13 protein-coding genes are annotated in these 13,364 nt (G+C 69.3%); 1 reads left to right on the top strand and 12 read right to left on the bottom strand.

Annotation, left to right across the window (positions count from 1 at the left end; translation table 11 throughout):
• Window positions 1-174: 174 nt before the first annotated feature.
• From XM1_RS06400 to XM1_RS06370, 7 genes are all read right to left on the bottom strand, one after another.
• Complete coding sequence (locus tag XM1_RS06400; protein WP_068431474.1) at window positions 175-1,185, bottom strand: Fe(3+) ABC transporter substrate-binding protein; 1,011 nt, start codon at window positions 1,183-1,185, stop codon at window positions 175-177.
• 94 nt (window positions 1,186-1,279) lie between these two features.
• The gene (locus tag XM1_RS06395; protein ID WP_068431472.1) at window positions 1,280-2,341 is read right to left on the bottom strand and encodes an ABC transporter ATP-binding protein; all 1,062 of its coding nucleotides are present in this window, start codon (window positions 2,339-2,341) and stop codon (window positions 1,280-1,282) included.
• A complete protein-coding gene (locus XM1_RS06390; RefSeq protein ID WP_068437570.1) occupies window positions 2,338-3,984 on the bottom strand; it encodes an iron ABC transporter permease in 1,647 nt (548 codons plus the stop codon). The genes XM1_RS06395 and XM1_RS06390 overlap by 4 nt, the downstream gene beginning before the upstream one ends.
• A 133-nt stretch (window positions 3,985-4,117) precedes the next feature.
• Entirely contained in the window at window positions 4,118-5,512 is a 1,395-nt protein-coding gene (locus XM1_RS06385) for a TadE/TadG family type IV pilus assembly protein (protein ID WP_068431470.1), read from the bottom strand.
• Window positions 5,513-5,514: 2 nt separating this feature from the next.
• Window positions 5,515-6,054, bottom strand: coding sequence for a TadE/TadG family type IV pilus assembly protein (locus tag XM1_RS06380; protein WP_068431466.1), 540 nt, complete (start codon window positions 6,052-6,054; stop codon window positions 5,515-5,517).
• Window positions 6,051-6,518 carry a TadE family protein gene (locus XM1_RS06375; RefSeq protein WP_231920708.1) on the bottom strand — a complete coding sequence of 156 codons (468 nt, stop codon included), beginning with the start codon at window positions 6,516-6,518 and terminating at the stop codon, window positions 6,051-6,053. Before XM1_RS06375 ends, XM1_RS06380 begins: the two co-directional genes overlap by 4 nt.
• Window positions 6,519-6,663: 145 nt before the next feature.
• Window positions 6,664-7,131 carry a pilus assembly protein N-terminal domain-containing protein gene (locus XM1_RS06370; RefSeq protein WP_068431462.1) on the bottom strand — a complete coding sequence of 156 codons (468 nt, stop codon included), beginning with the start codon at window positions 7,129-7,131 and terminating at the stop codon, window positions 6,664-6,666.
• A 126-nt stretch (window positions 7,132-7,257) separates the two neighbouring features.
• Here XM1_RS06370 and XM1_RS06365 point away from each other — a divergent pair, with 126 nt between their 5' ends.
• Window positions 7,258-8,010, top strand: a complete 753-nt coding sequence (locus XM1_RS06365) for a tetratricopeptide repeat protein (protein ID WP_082700399.1) — start codon at window positions 7,258-7,260, stop codon at window positions 8,008-8,010.
• A gap of 117 nt (window positions 8,011-8,127) precedes the next feature.
• Here the strand turns inward: XM1_RS06365 and XM1_RS06360 are convergent, their stop codons facing one another.
• From XM1_RS06360 to XM1_RS06340, 5 genes are read right to left on the bottom strand one after another with little or no spacing between them, the layout of a single operon-like run.
• The gene (locus tag XM1_RS06360; protein ID WP_068431456.1) at window positions 8,128-9,087 is read right to left on the bottom strand and encodes a type II secretion system F family protein; all 960 of its coding nucleotides are present in this window, start codon (window positions 9,085-9,087) and stop codon (window positions 8,128-8,130) included.
• Window positions 9,088-9,104: 17 nt separating this feature from the next.
• On the bottom strand, window positions 9,105-10,097 hold the full coding sequence (locus XM1_RS06355; protein WP_068431453.1) for a type II secretion system F family protein: 993 nt from the start codon (window positions 10,095-10,097) through the stop codon (window positions 9,105-9,107).
• Window positions 10,090-11,472 carry a CpaF family protein gene (locus XM1_RS06350; RefSeq protein ID WP_068431451.1) on the bottom strand — a complete coding sequence of 461 codons (1,383 nt, stop codon included), beginning with the start codon at window positions 11,470-11,472 and terminating at the stop codon, window positions 10,090-10,092. The genes XM1_RS06355 and XM1_RS06350 overlap by 8 nt, the downstream gene beginning before the upstream one ends.
• A gap of 3 nt (window positions 11,473-11,475) precedes the next feature.
• Window positions 11,476-12,666 carry a cellulose synthase operon protein YhjQ/BcsQ gene (locus XM1_RS06345; RefSeq protein WP_068431439.1) on the bottom strand — a complete coding sequence of 397 codons (1,191 nt, stop codon included), beginning with the start codon at window positions 12,664-12,666 and terminating at the stop codon, window positions 11,476-11,478.
• Between the two features lie 9 nt (window positions 12,667-12,675).
• Window positions 12,676-13,362, bottom strand: coding sequence for a CpaD family pilus assembly protein (locus XM1_RS06340; RefSeq protein ID WP_068431438.1), 687 nt, complete (start codon window positions 13,360-13,362; stop codon window positions 12,676-12,678).
• Window positions 13,363-13,364 lie beyond the last annotated feature (2 nt).

Here is a 13,364-nt window from a genome sequence, read left to right as displayed (position 1 = left end):
CAATAATGCTTCGTCATTTTGCGCCGCACAAGAGGAAAGCGCCCAGGCGAGGCTCCCGCCCCGCACCCCGGTTGGAGGCGATGCCTCCAAACCTCCCTTATGTTCGGAAATCAAAGGGGGTCCGGGGCATGCGCCCCGGATGGGTGCGGGCGATAGCCCGCCTTGGGCCCCGTCTCAGCGCCAGCCGACCCGGTCGAAGATGCGCACCGCTTGCGGGTTGTTCTCGCCCAGCATGGCGACGTTGATGTCCTCGGCCTTGAACGGCCCCCAGGCGGCGACGATGGGCGAGGCCTGGGCCGACGCCAGGACGGGGAACTCGTTGTTAGCCTCGGCGAAGGTCTTCTGCGCCTCGGGGCCCGACAGGAATTCCAGCAGCTTGACCGCTTCGGCCTTGTGCTTGGCGCTGGCCGTGACGCCTGCGCCGGCCACGTTCATGTGGGCACCTCTGCCCTGCTGGTTGGGGAAGAAGATGCCGACCTTGGCGGCGGCGTCCTTTTCCTCGGCCTTGGACGAAGCCTGCATGCCGCCGAAATAATAGGTGTTGGCGATGGCCAGGTCGCACTGGCCGGCGGCCACGGCGGCGATCTGGTCGCGGTCGCCGCCCTGGGGCTTGCGCGCCATGTTGCCGACCATGGACTTGGCCCAGCTTTCCGCCTTGTCGGGTCCCATCACCGCGACCAGACCGGCCAGCAGCGACTGGTTGTAAGTGGACGAGGACGAGCGCACGCAGATGCGGCCCTTCCACTTCGGGTCGGCCAGATCCTCGTAGGTGGAAAGCTCGGAGGGCTTCACCCGGTCCTTGGCGTACAGCACCACGCGGGCGCGGGCCGACAACCCGTACCAATAGCCCTGGGGATCGCGGTAGCGGGCGGGAATGTTCTTGTCCATCTCGGCCGAGTGAGTGGGCTGCAGCACGCCGGCGACGCGCGCCTTGTGCAGATGGGCCACGTCGGTGGTGATGAACAGGTCGGCGGGGCTCCCCTGCCCTTCGCTTTTCAGGCGCTCCAGCAACTGCTCCTCGCCGGCCGACAGCAGGTTGACCTTGATGCCGGTCTTGGCGGTGAACTGGTCGAGCACCGGCTTCAGCAGGTGGTCCTTGCGCGCCGAATAGACGTTGACCTCTGCGGCGTCGGCGGCCCCAACCGCCATCACGCCCCCCAATACCAGACCCAGCAGACGCATCATGATTTTGCCCTCATGATTATGAAATTGCGACGGACTCGCATTCTCATAACCATGTAGCATGGTTCCCGCATTGGAAAAAGGGGCTTGGGGAAATTCAGGCGCCCTCGGCCCCGGCGGGAAAGACGAAGGCCTGGGCGGAATCGATGTGCAGGCGCACCCGCGCCCCTTCCGCCGGGCAGATGGAACCCGGCAGGCGGGCGTGCAGATGCTGCGGCGCCATGCCCTCTTTTTCCACCCGCAGATGGACCAGGCAGGAGCGTCCGAGATGGTGACTGACCAGCACCACCGCCTCACCGTCGGCGGCAGGGGTCAGCGTCACGCCCTCGGGACGGATCAGCACGCCGGCCGCCTGGGCTTCGGCCAGGCCCGAGGCGGCGAAGCGTCCCACCGCCGTCTCCACCGCGCCACCCGCCACATTGGCTTCGATCACATTGATCTCGCCGAAGGTGGAGGCCACGAAGGAATCCACCGGGCGATTGTAAAGCAGGGCGGGCTCGCCCATCTGCACCACCTTGCCCGCCCGCATGACGGCGATGCGGTCGGCCATGAACATGGCCTCCTCGGGATCGTGGGTGACCATCAGGGTGGACACGCCCGAGGTTTTGAGCACGTGCAGGGTCTCGTCCCGGACCTGATCCCTCAGCCGCTTGTCCAGGCCCGAGAAGGGCTCGTCCAGCAGCATCAGCTTGGGATGGGGGGCGAGTGCCCGGGCCAGCGCCACGCGCTGCTGCTGCCCGCCCGACAATTGATGCGGCCAGGCATCGGCATAGGCCGTCATGCCCACCTGATCGAGCACGGCCAGCGCGCGCGCGCGCCGTTCCGCCTTTGCCATGCGGTCCAGGCCGAACTCCACGTTGCCCAGCACGTTCAGATGGGGGAACAGGGCGTAGTCCTGGAACAGGAAACCGACATTGCGATGCTCGGGGGGCAGATGGGTGCCCCCGCCCGACACCAGCCGCCCGCCCAGGAAGACGCGGCCTTTGCGCGGCGCCTCCAGCCCGGCGGCGATGCGCAGCGTGGTGGTCTTGCCGCAGCCCGACGGCCCCAGCAGGCAGACCAGCTCGCCCGGACCGACCCGCAGCGAGACGTCCTGCACCACCACCTTGCCGCCGTAATCGTGGCTGACGGATTCGATGATCAGGCCGGTCTCTGTCATTCCTCTTCTCCGGGTCGGGAACGGGCGATGGCCCGGCTCAGCAGCATCACCGGCAGCAGCCCGGCCGCCACGATGGCCAAAGCGGGCGCCGCCGCGTCGGCGAGGCGCTCGTCGGAGGCCAGGGTGAAGGTCCGGGTCGCCAGGGTGTCGAAATTGAAGGGCCGCATCAGCAGGGTGGCCGGCAGCTCCTTCATCACGTCGACGAAGACCAGCAGCGCCGCCGACAACAGGCTGGTGCGCATCATGGGGATGTGGACGCGGCGCAGAGTCTTGCCCAGCCCGGCGCCGAGCGTCCGGGCGGCGGCCTCCATGGATGGCGTGATCTTGCCCAGGCTGGATTCCACCGCGTTGACCGACACCGCCAGGAAGCGCACCAGATAGGCGTAGGTCAGCGCCACCACCGTGCCGGTCAGGAACAATCCGCCCAGCAGGCGGTCCAGCGCGGCGAGCGGCACCATGATGCCCACGGCGATGACCGAGCCGGGCACCGCATAGCCCAGCGAGGCCAGCCGCACGCATCCCTTGACCAGGGGGGTGGGGCGCAGCCGCTGGGCATAGGCCAGCGGCAGGGCCACCGCCACGGCCGCCGCCCCCGCCATGCCCGCCAGGATCAGGCTGTTGCCGGCCAGCTCGCCCAGCCCGGACAGGGCACCGTCCTGCACCACCCAGGCGGCCAGCATGACGCCGGGCATCAGGAAGCCCAGGACCAGCGGCATGGTGCTGAACGCCAGCGCCGCCAGGGCCTTAGCCCCCCTCAGCTCCAGCTGGGGCAGACGGCGGTAGCGCCCGGTGGTGTGGTGGAAACGCGCAGCACCCCGCGACATGCGCTCGGCCAGCACCAGCGAAAGCACGAACAGCATCAGCACCGCGCCCAGCTGCGCCGCCGCCGCCGGCTGGCCCAGTCCCAGCCAGGTGCGGTAGATGCCGGTGGTGAAGGTGTCCACGGCGAAGTAGTGGACGGTGCCGAAATCGTTCAGCGTCTCCATCAGGGCCAGGGCGACGCCGGCCACCACCGCCGGGCGGGCCAGCGGCAGCGCCACCTGGACGAAGGCCCGCCAGGGCGAGCGCCCCAGCGTGCGCGCCGCCTCCAGCACGCAGACCGACTGCTCCAGAAAGGCGGCCCGCGCCATCATGTAGACATAGGGGTAGAGCACCATGCTCATCACCCAGATCGCGCCGCCCAGCGAGCGCACCTCGGGGAACCAGTAATCCCGGGCGCTCTTCCAGCCGAACAGGGCGCGCAAGGACGACTGCACCGGCCCGGCGTAATCGAGCATTCCGGTATAGGTATAGGCGACCACATAGGCCGGCATGGCCATGGGCAGCAGCAGCGCCCATTCCAGATGGCGGCTGGCCGGAAAGCGGCACATGGTGACCAGCCAGGCGGTGCCCACGCCGCCGATGCCGACGCCGATGCCGACGCCCAGCATCAGCCACAGGGAATTGGCGACATAAGAGCCCAGCACCGTCTCGGCCAGATGGCTCCACACCCCTTCGGTCGGCGCCGCCAGATTGGCGGCGACCACCACCACCGGCAGGGCGACCAGCGCCGCCAGCCCCATGGCCAGCACCACCCAGCCCGCGCCGGGCGGGCGGGCGGAAAGCGCTTTGGCGGACGGGACGGCGGGCATCGACGCGGACATGACGCCACACATTAGTGCGACTCAGTCTCAGCGACAACGCCTACCCCTAGGATTTTTGCACCTTTCGGAAGCGGCCGGGACGGCCGCGCTCCAATACGGTCCGCCTTCCTTGGAGCGCGGGCATCCTGCCCGCCTACTGGCTGACCCGAAGATTGCTGAGGCTGGTGGCGATGGCGCGAAAGGCGCTCTTCAGTTCGTCCTGGGAGGGTGAATCGAAGTACTTGGACGGGTCGGTGGCGCAGGTCTTGTAGATGTCCTTGGTGGCCTGGTTGATGCCCGATGTGAAGGTCACCGTGTAGACGATGATGTTCTTGGCCTTCATGGCGTTGCACACCGAGGTCAGGCGGTTGTTGATGGTGGTCTTGGCGGTGGTGGCGTTGGTGGTGCCGATGCGGCCCAGTTCGTCCAGGCGGCCATAGGCGCTGTAATCGGAATTGACCGCGTTGTTGACCTTGTTGACGCCGGTATTGCTGGTCAGCTTGTAGAACTGGTTGTCGCCGTCGGTCATCAGGATCACCGCCTTGCTCCATTTGGGCGTGCCCCAGGGCAGCCCCTCGGTGAAGGGCGGCTCGGGCGACAGCACGCGCAGGCCCCAGGCCATGCCCACGTCCGACAGCGTACCGCCCCGGCTCCACGCCTCCTGGGCGTTGATGGCGGCGGTGAGCGTCGCCTTCACATTGGTGAGCGGCGTGATCGGCGTCGGGCAGCCCACGTTGGGGCCGGTGGAGCCGTTGCCGTTGGAGGGGTTGGCGTAGACGGTCGAGGCCTTGGTGACGTCGTAGTAATTGTCGATGGCCGGCAGCCAGTTGTAGCGGGTCCAGGGCGCCACCGCCGCCGTGGTGTCGCCCATGGCGTTGGCGCCCGCCCGCTCCACCACGCAGCCCTTCCAGCCCAGCACGTTGCTGGGGGCGTAGGTGTCGCCGGTGGTGATCAGGCTGGGGGCCACCGAACCGGGATTGACCGCCACCGAATAGGGCACCAGGGCGATCTTCAGGTAGGGATGCACCGTCGCCGTGCCGAACAGGATGTCGGTCAGCTGGTTGGCGGCGTCGCGTACCGCCTGGATGTTGTTGTTGGTGGTCATGGAGCCGGTGTTGTCCAGCACCATGGCCAGTTCCAGCCCGGCGATCTGGCGGTTGACGGTGCTGTCGACCCCGATGGGCACCTCGTTCACCCCCACCACCTTCATGAAGACGGTGGAGACCACCGCCGAGGCGCTGGCCGAGATGACGTCGCCGGTCACCTTGACCGAGACGGAAGGGTGGGCCCCCAGGATGCCGGGGGGATAATTGGCGTCGAAGAATTTCTGCGCCACGGCCGACAACTGGGCGTCGGTGCCCGAGCTTGATCCCACCGCCAGGGCGGCGGCGTCCAGCGCGGCCGCCATGCGGCTTCGCACCGCATAGGCGCGGGCCACGTCCACCCCCAATCCGATGGTGGCGACGATGGGCAGCAGGCCGATGGCCAGCATGATCACCATGTTGCCGTCGCGGGCTTGCGCCAGACGGGCGAGAAGGGATCGGAGCATGGCTAGCCTCCCACGCCGTTCAAGGCGATCTTGCGCACCAGGCGGGGGCGCGTATAGGACATCTCGGTGAAGGTCTTGCTGGGCACCAGATGGTGGAGCACCGGCACGCAGACATAGGAGAGGCGGACCATGATCACGCTTTCTCCCGCCGCGCCCAGGCCCTTGGCCCCGGCCAGCGACGGCGCGCCCGACACCGCCCCCCACTGGTAGCGCCACAACTGGCTGGGAGTGCCGGCGGCGTCGAAGCCGACGCTGACCACGTCCAGGCCGAGATTGCCGGCATTGCTGACCAGGGGATCGAGCACCCGCTGGGCGGCGGTGCGGATGGAATCCATCTGGGTCGAGGTCAGCGACGAGGACTGGGCGGTGAGATCGGCCACCGTCTGGGCCGCCGACACCGTCTTGCCGTAGCTCTTGACCAGATTGGTGATCTCCACCGTGCCCAGCAGGGCGGTGATCATGATGGGCAGGGTCAGGGCGAATTCCACCGCCGCCACGCCCCGCTTGTCGCCGATCAGGCGCCTCAGCGTCGCGGGGCTCATGAATAGGGCTCCGACTTGAACACCGCGGTCGCGGTCACCGGCAGGGTGTTGCCGGTTCCCGCCCCCATCAGCGTGCCGATCAAGGGCGTGGCGAAGACGTGGCGGTAGATCACCCGCACCGTCATGATGGTCCCCGCCCCGCCCGGGGTGAACTGGGCGTTGGCCACGTTGCCCTGGGCGTCGAATTGCGGCGCCGGCAAGGTGATGGCGGTGAAATCCGGGAAGCTGCGCACGTCGAAGGTGAAGGAGCTGCACTTGTACAGGCTGAACAGCGAGGCGCAGAACGCCTGGCGGAAGGCGCCGGCGGGATCGCCGCTGGTCTGGGCCTGGCCGGTGCGCAAACGCCGCGCCGCGTCGCGGGTGGCGCCCTCGACCACCGAGGTCTCGAGCAGGACCAGCCCCATCTCGAAGATGCCGAACAGAATCATCAGGGCCGGCAACAGCAGAACGGAATATTCCAGCATGACCGATCCGCGCTGGTCCCGCCGAAGATTGCCGATCCGATGAAGCGTTTTCCTGAACATGACATCGCCTGTGGAACTATCCGGCGGATATCATGACATGATGCGCCGCCTCATTTCCGTGGCGCGCCTCACAATGGCGGGATGATTATTGCGGCGAAACTTGCGGCGCGGCGACAACGGCGGCCTTTGCCTTGTACGGGCTCTCGCCCGACAGGGCGTTGGCCGGGGCGCAGGCGTTGAGGCCGCAATCGACGATGGCGGTCGCCCCGCCCGGCACCCAAGTCTTGCCGGTGCCGTAGCGCAGCGTCACCGAAGTGTCGCCGCCGGCCAGAACCACCACCTGACGCCGGACCAGCACGCCGCCGCCGGAATCGAGCACCGCCAGGGTGGTGCCGCCCGGCGCCTTGCCGAACACCGTGATGGAGCCGGGGCCGTCGACGGTGACGTCGGCGATGGCGGGGTTGCCCACCACCACCGAACGGGCCAGACCCCGCATGGGCAGCAGCATCGCGCCGCCCAGCGGCACTTCCAGCATCTCCGCCGCCGATCCCGCCGAGGGAGAGGCCGAGATCAGACCGGCGAGCAGCAGGAACAGGCGGAAGCGGGACGTCATGGCGAACCTCGATCGCACGTGGTGACGCCTTTGATCCTAGACATGAATGAAACCGGCCACAGTGGTAGGCTTCACAAAGGCGTATGACTATGGATGACAACCCCTCGCGCCTTCGGAGTCCCCGACATGACCAGCCGCCTTGCCGCCCTGCCCTTCGCCCTGATGCTGGCCGCCTGCGCGGCGACCGGCGGCAGCGACAACGGGCTGTCCTCGGCGGTGGAGCCTTCGTTGCGCGCCTCGGCCCTGGCGGCCGAGGCCGGGCGCGACTATCGGGGCGCCGTCCAGCATTTCTCCACCTTGTACCAGCGCCGCCCCGACGACACCGGCCTGGCCATCGGGCTGGCCCGCAACCTGCGCTATTCCGGCCAGGGCCAGGCGGCGGCCGACCTGATGCAGGCCCATCTGGCCCGCCTGGGCCGCGATGCCGAAGCCCTGCTGGAACTGGGCAAGGACTATCTCGCCGCCGACCGCGCCGCGCTCTGCGTCAAGGTGCTGGAGGAGGCGCGGGGCTTGGCGCCCGGCAATTGGGAGGTCCACTCCACCCTGGGCGTGGCGCTGGATTCCCAGGGCCGCGCCGCCGAGGCCCAGGCGGCCTATGCCCGCGCCCTGGAGATCACCCCCGACAACGCCGCCGTGCTGAACAATCTGGGGCTGTCCCAGGCCCTGGCTGGCCAGCTGGACGCCGGGCTGGCGACACTGACGCGGGCCGCCGATTTGCCCGCCGCCACCGCCCAGGTGCGCCAGAACCTCGCCTTGCTGCTGGCCTTGAAGGGCGAGGGAGGCGAGGCCGAGCGCATGGCGCGCCGCGACCTGTCGCCGGAACAGGCCAAGGTCAACGCCGACACGCTGCGCGCCCTGGCGGCCGCGGCACGGCGGTAAGGGTTTCCGGCGGGCGGGACGCCCGCGCTCCAATCTCGGCGCGGCGGTAGGACGCAAAGCGGGCGGGACGCCCGCGCTCCGATCATCGCATCACGGAGCGCGGGCGTCCCGCCCGCATCACTTCATCATCCCCGAGACCTGGATCGCCGCCGGGCCGGCGATGATCAGGAACAGCACCGGCAGGAAGAAGACGATCATCGGCACGGTCAGCTTGGCCGGCAGGGCGGCGGCCTTCTTCTCGGCGGCGGCCATGCGGCCCTCGCGGTTTTCCTGGGCGATGACCTTCAGCGCCTGGGCCACCGGCGTGCCGTACTTCTCGGACTGGATCAGGGCGGTGGCCAGCGACTTGACCTGAGGAAGGCCGGTGCGCTCGGCGAAATTCTCCCAGGCCTGGCGGCGGTCGGCCAGGAAGGCCAGTTCGGCGGCGGTAAGCCCGATCTCCTCGGCCATCTCGGGCGCGCCGTTCATCATCTCCTCGGTGACGCGGCCCAGCGCCGTCTCCACCGACAATCCGGCGTCGACGCAGATGACGATGAGGTCGAGCGCGTCGGGAAAGGCGCGGCTTAGCGCCAACTGCCGCTTCTGCACCGCGTTGGTCAGCCAGATGTCGGGCAGCAGGGCGCCGATGCCCATGGCCACCGCCAGGATCAGGACGCGGACCACCAGCGGCTGCTCGTCGAACAAGGTGGTGGCGTAGATCAGGCCGAGGACCAGCAGCAGCACCGGCAGCGCCACCCGGGCGAAGATGAAGGTGAGCGGCGCCGCCTGGCCGCGCCAGCCGGCGCTGGCCAGCTTGGCCTTCAGCGCCCTGGCCTCCAGCACGTCCTGCAGCTTCAACCGGTCGATGACGGCCCGCATCAGGGCGACGCGGCGCTGGGGCCGCTGGCCGCGCCGCCGTCCCGGGGCGCGGGCTTGGTCCAGCTCGGCCTTTTGGCGCTCGGACAGTTCGCGGCGGCGCGACGACACCGCCTTGATGCGGCTCGCCCGGCGGTCGCGGGCCATCAGCGGCAGGGCGACGGCCAGGACCGAAGCCGCCGCCGCCAGCGCCGCCATGACCATGATGAGGGTGGAGAGCATGATCTTCGTCCCTCCCCTCAGATGTCGAAATTGATCATGTTGCGCATCACCAGCACCCCGATCCCCTGGGTCAGCAATCCGATGGCCAGCAGGATGTTGCCCAGTTCGGTGGTGAACAGCAGGCCGATATATTGCGGCGCCACCAGGGCCAGGATGGTCACCACCAGCAGGGGCAGCGAGCCGATGATGGCGGCCGAGGCGCGGGCCTCGGCGGCATAGGACTGGACCTTGTCGCGCATGCGCTTCCTAGCGCGCAGCACCTCGGACAGCTTGGCCAGGGTCTCGGCCAGATTGCCGCCGGTCTGCTGCTGGATGGCCAGCACGATGGCGAAATAGCGCATCTCGGCCATGGGCATGCGCTCCACCGCCCGGGTCATGGCCTCGTGCAGGGTCAGCCCGATGCGGGTGCCCTCGGTGATCTGGCGAAACTCGGCGCCGACGGGGTCGGGCATCTCGCGGCCGATGATGGCGATGCATTCGCCCAAGGGCAGGCCCGAGCGGATGCCGCGCACCACCACGTCGAGCGCGTCGGCGAACTGGGCGACGAAGGCCTTGAGCCGCTTGCCCGCCGCCACGCCGAGAACCAGCTTGGGCGCGCCGATCCCTAGGCACAGGGCGGCCGGCAGCCCCCAGATCAGGGCCAGGCCCGAGGCCTCGCCCACCGCCAGCACCAGGAGGAACAGGGCGGCGGAACCGGCAAGATAGTGCCAGACCTCGATCCGCCAGCCCGCCTGCATCAGCTGCTCGCGCAGGCGATAGCCGAAGCGCCGCTGACGCGCCCCTTCCACCGCCTTCAGGCGGGCCTGCACCGATTTGCGCTGGGGTCCGCGCGCCAGCGCGCGCCGGGCCGGAGCCTGTCCTCCCGCCACCACGGCGAGGCGGCGCTGCAGCCGGGCCCTGGGCCCATGGATCAGCGCCACCATGGACCAGCCCAGCACCACCAGGGCGACCAGCAGCACCGCCACCAGCACGGCGATTTCCGGCGGCAGGCGGGCGAGCAGGTCAAGCATGGGATTCTCCCAGCGCCTCGGCCAGATCGCGTTCCAGGCCATAGTAGCGGGCGCGGTCCCAGAAGGCGGGACGCAGGCCGGTGGGCCGGTGGCGGCCCAGGATGCGCCCCCGGGAATCCTCGCCCTCGAACTCGAAGACGAACAGGTCCTGGAGGGTGATGATCTCGCCCTCCATGCCCACCACCTCGGTGACATGGGTGATCTTGCGCGAGCCATCGCGCAGGCGCGACGCCTGGACGATGATGTTGACGGCCGACGCGATCTGCTCGCGCACCGCCTTGGCCGGCAGGTTGTAGCCGCCCATGGCCACCATGTTCTCGACGCGCGACAGGGCGTCACGGGGCGTATTGGCGTGGATGGTGCCCATGGAGCCGTCATGGCCGGTGTTCATGGCCTGGAGCAGGTCGAAGGCCTCGGGCCCGCGCACCTCGCCGACGATGATGCGCTCGGGCCGCATGCGCAGGCAGTTCTTCACCAGATCGCGCATGGTGATGGCGCCGGCCCCTTCCAGGTTGGGCGGGCGGGTCTCCAGGCGCACCACGTGGGGCTGCTGCAATTGCAGCTCGGCGGCGTCCTCGCAGGTGACGATGCGCTCGGTCTGGTCGATGTAGCGGGTCATGCAGTTGAGAAGCGTGGTCTTGCCCGACCCCGTGCCGCCCGAGATCAGGATGTTGCACCTGACCGCCGAGGCGATCTGCAGCACGCGGGCGGCCGGGGCGGACAGCGAGCCGAACTCCACCAGCTTTTCCAGCGTCAGCTTCTCGCGCTTGAACTTGCGGATGGTCAGCGTCGGCCCGTCGATGGCCAAGGGCGGCACGATGACGTTGACGCGCGAGCCGTCGGCCAGACGGGCGTCGCAGATGGGACTGGATTCGTCCACACGGCGGCCCACCGCCGCGACGATGCGCTGGCAGATGTTCATCAGCTGGGCGTTGTCGCGGAACTTGATGTCGGTGAGCTCGATGCGGCCCTCGGTCTCGATGTAGACCTTGTCGGCGCCGTTGACCATGATGTCGGCGATGTCGTCGCGGGCGATCAGCGGCTCCAGCGGGCCCAGGCCCAGCACGTCGTTGCAGATGTCATTGATCACCACCTGCTGCTCGGCGGCCGAGATCACCAGATTCCGCATGGAGATGATCTCGGCGACGATGTCCGAGATCTCCTCCCTGACCTGGGCCGGCTCCAGATTGCCCAGCTCGGTGGGGTCCACCGAATCGATCAGGTCGTTGAAGATGGCGATCTTGATGTCGGACAGGCGCTGGTCCATCTCGGCCCCCCGCGCCGCCGCCGCCGGGGCGGGAATCGCGGCGGGCTTCGCCGCCTCGCGGACGGGCTGGGCCTTGGGGTCGGGAGGAGCCGAGCGCCGGCCGAACATGGCCTACCTCCTCAACCAGCCGAACAGCCCCTTGCCTCCCGACGGCTTGCGCGCCGGAGGGGCCGCCTTGCCGGACAGGGCGGCGGCCAGCTGGGCCAGGGACTGGCTGGTCTTGTGGCCGGCGGCCACTTCGCCCAGCATGCGCGCCTCGGTGGCCGCCTCGCCGAACAGCGCCGGATCGGCGGGAATGACCAAGGCGGGCTCGACCTTCAGGGTCTCGGCGAAATCCTTGGCCGACAGTTGCGCCTTGCGGCCATTCTCGGCCCGGTTAAGCACCAGGCGGGGCTGGACCATGCCCTGGCGCCGGGGCGACAGCAGTTCCAGCAGCATCTTGGTGTCGCGCAGGCAGGCGAAGTCGGGGATGGCGGTGATCACCACCTCGTCGGCGGCGGCCAGGGCGGCCTCGCTCCACTGGTCCCACACATGGGGGATGTCGAGGACCACCAGCGCGGCCATGCGCGAGGCCAGCTCGACCATGTGTTCCAGGGCGTCGGGAGCGATGGCGGCGCGGCTGCGCCCGTCGCCCGGCGCGGCCAGGACCTGCAGATGGTCGTCGTATTCGGCCATGCAGCGGTCCATCAGCACCTCGTCCAGGCGCTCGGGGTTGGCCAGGGCGTCGGCGACGCTTTGCTTGGCGTCCAGGTTGAAGGCCAGGATCGAGGTGCCGAAGGCCAGGTCCAGGTCGATGAGAATCACCTGCTCGCCCAGATGGCGCGACGCCGCCCAGGCCAGATTCTGGGCGATGGTGGACGAGCCGGTGCCGCCGCGCGCGCCCCAGCAGGCGACCACCCGGGCGCGGGGGGCGGAAGCCGGGTCGGCGAACAGGCCGGTCAGGCTGTCCACCAGCTGGCGGGGGGCCACCGGAGCGGGCAGATAGTCGGCGACGCCCTTGCCCATCAGTTCGCGGTAAAGGCGGATGTCGTTGGTGGGGCCGATCACCACCACCTTGGTGCCGGCGACGCAGACCTCGGCCAGCTGGTCGAGGCGGGCGCGCAGCAGGGCCGGGTCGGTCTCCTCGACCACCAGCACCTGGGGCGTGGGCAGGTCGGCGTAATGGCCGATTGCCGCCGCCAGTCCGCCCTCGGCCAGACTGAGGCGCGACTTGGCCAACTGCCGGTCAAGGGCGGCGGCGCGCAGGGCCTCGGCGGTGTCGGGACCGCTGCAGAACGCCTCGATGGTCAGGCGATAGGCCATGTCCGCCTCCTATTTCGCCCCGGCGGACGATCCCACCGACGAGGTGGAGCCGGCGCTGGTCGCCTCCTTGGCCGCACCCGTGGCCTCGCCCTTGCCGTACTTCTCCAGCACGGTGGCGGCCCGGCCGCCGTCGCGGCCCGACGTCTCGCGGGCGCGGACCAGATCGGCGGGGTTTTGGACCATCAACGCCCGGTTGCGCTGCAAGGAGCAGCCCCAGTTGCTGTTGGGCGCGTTGGAGTAATCGGGATTGAGGCCGCGCTCGAAAGTACCACATTCCGGCGCCTTGGCCTCCCAGACCGGCACCCGGACCTGGGCCTGGCCCGGCTGAAGCGCCGAATCGGGGCCGCCGGCCACCGCCACGGTGACCGCGCCCACGCCCCAGGCGCGCAAAGTGTCGGCCAGGGTCTGGGCGAAGCCCAGCGCCGCCGCCTCCTCGCCGGCCTTTGCCCCCACGCTGACCTCGATGGCGCCTGCGCCGCGCCTGAGCGATTCCTCGGCCAGCCGGCCCAGGCGGTCGCGGTCGGCGGGCGACAGGGAAGCGCCCTCGGCCGGGCGGGAGAACAGGGCGACCGCCGCCTTCTCCTCCACGGTAATGGGATGGGCCAGACGGTAATCGTGCTCGACCAGATCGGCGGCGCAACCGCCCAGCAGCGGGGCCAGGACCAGGGCGGAGAGGACGACGCGCAAGGAAATCATGA

Source organism: Magnetospirillum sp. XM-1 (genome assembly GCF_001511835.1).
Taxonomy (GTDB): Bacteria; Pseudomonadota; Alphaproteobacteria; order Rhodospirillales; family Magnetospirillaceae; genus Phaeospirillum.
This window is presented reverse-complemented; position numbering and strand designations above follow the sequence as displayed.

What these genes read in the sequence shown, in the direction of transcription:
- XM1_RS06400 (WP_068431474.1), bottom strand. Translation starts at nt 1,185, where the DNA reads ATGATGCGTCTGCTGGGTCTGGTATTGGGGGGCGTGATGGCGGTTGGG.
- XM1_RS06395 (WP_068431472.1), bottom strand. Translation starts at nt 2,341, where the DNA reads ATGACAGAGACCGGCCTGATCATCGAATCCGTCAGCCACGATTACGGC.
- XM1_RS06390 (WP_068437570.1), bottom strand. Translation starts at nt 3,984, where the DNA reads ATGTCCGCGTCGATGCCCGCCGTCCCGTCCGCCAAAGCGCTTTCCGCC.
- XM1_RS06385 (WP_068431470.1), bottom strand. Translation starts at nt 5,512, where the DNA reads ATGCTCCGATCCCTTCTCGCCCGTCTGGCGCAAGCCCGCGACGGCAAC.
- XM1_RS06380 (WP_068431466.1), bottom strand. Translation starts at nt 6,054, where the DNA reads ATGAGCCCCGCGACGCTGAGGCGCCTGATCGGCGACAAGCGGGGCGTG.
- XM1_RS06375 (WP_231920708.1), bottom strand. Translation starts at nt 6,518, where the DNA reads ATGCTGGAATATTCCGTTCTGCTGTTGCCGGCCCTGATGATTCTGTTC.
- XM1_RS06370 (WP_068431462.1), bottom strand. Translation starts at nt 7,131, where the DNA reads ATGACGTCCCGCTTCCGCCTGTTCCTGCTGCTCGCCGGTCTGATCTCG.
- XM1_RS06365 (WP_082700399.1), top strand. Translation starts at nt 7,258, where the DNA reads ATGACCAGCCGCCTTGCCGCCCTGCCCTTCGCCCTGATGCTGGCCGCC.
- XM1_RS06360 (WP_068431456.1), bottom strand. Translation starts at nt 9,087, where the DNA reads ATGCTCTCCACCCTCATCATGGTCATGGCGGCGCTGGCGGCGGCGGCT.
- XM1_RS06355 (WP_068431453.1), bottom strand. Translation starts at nt 10,097, where the DNA reads ATGCTTGACCTGCTCGCCCGCCTGCCGCCGGAAATCGCCGTGCTGGTG.
- XM1_RS06350 (WP_068431451.1), bottom strand. Translation starts at nt 11,472, where the DNA reads ATGTTCGGCCGGCGCTCGGCTCCTCCCGACCCCAAGGCCCAGCCCGTC.
- XM1_RS06345 (WP_068431439.1), bottom strand. Translation starts at nt 12,666, where the DNA reads ATGGCCTATCGCCTGACCATCGAGGCGTTCTGCAGCGGTCCCGACACC.
- XM1_RS06340 (WP_068431438.1), bottom strand. Translation starts at nt 13,362, where the DNA reads ATGATTTCCTTGCGCGTCGTCCTCTCCGCCCTGGTCCTGGCCCCGCTG.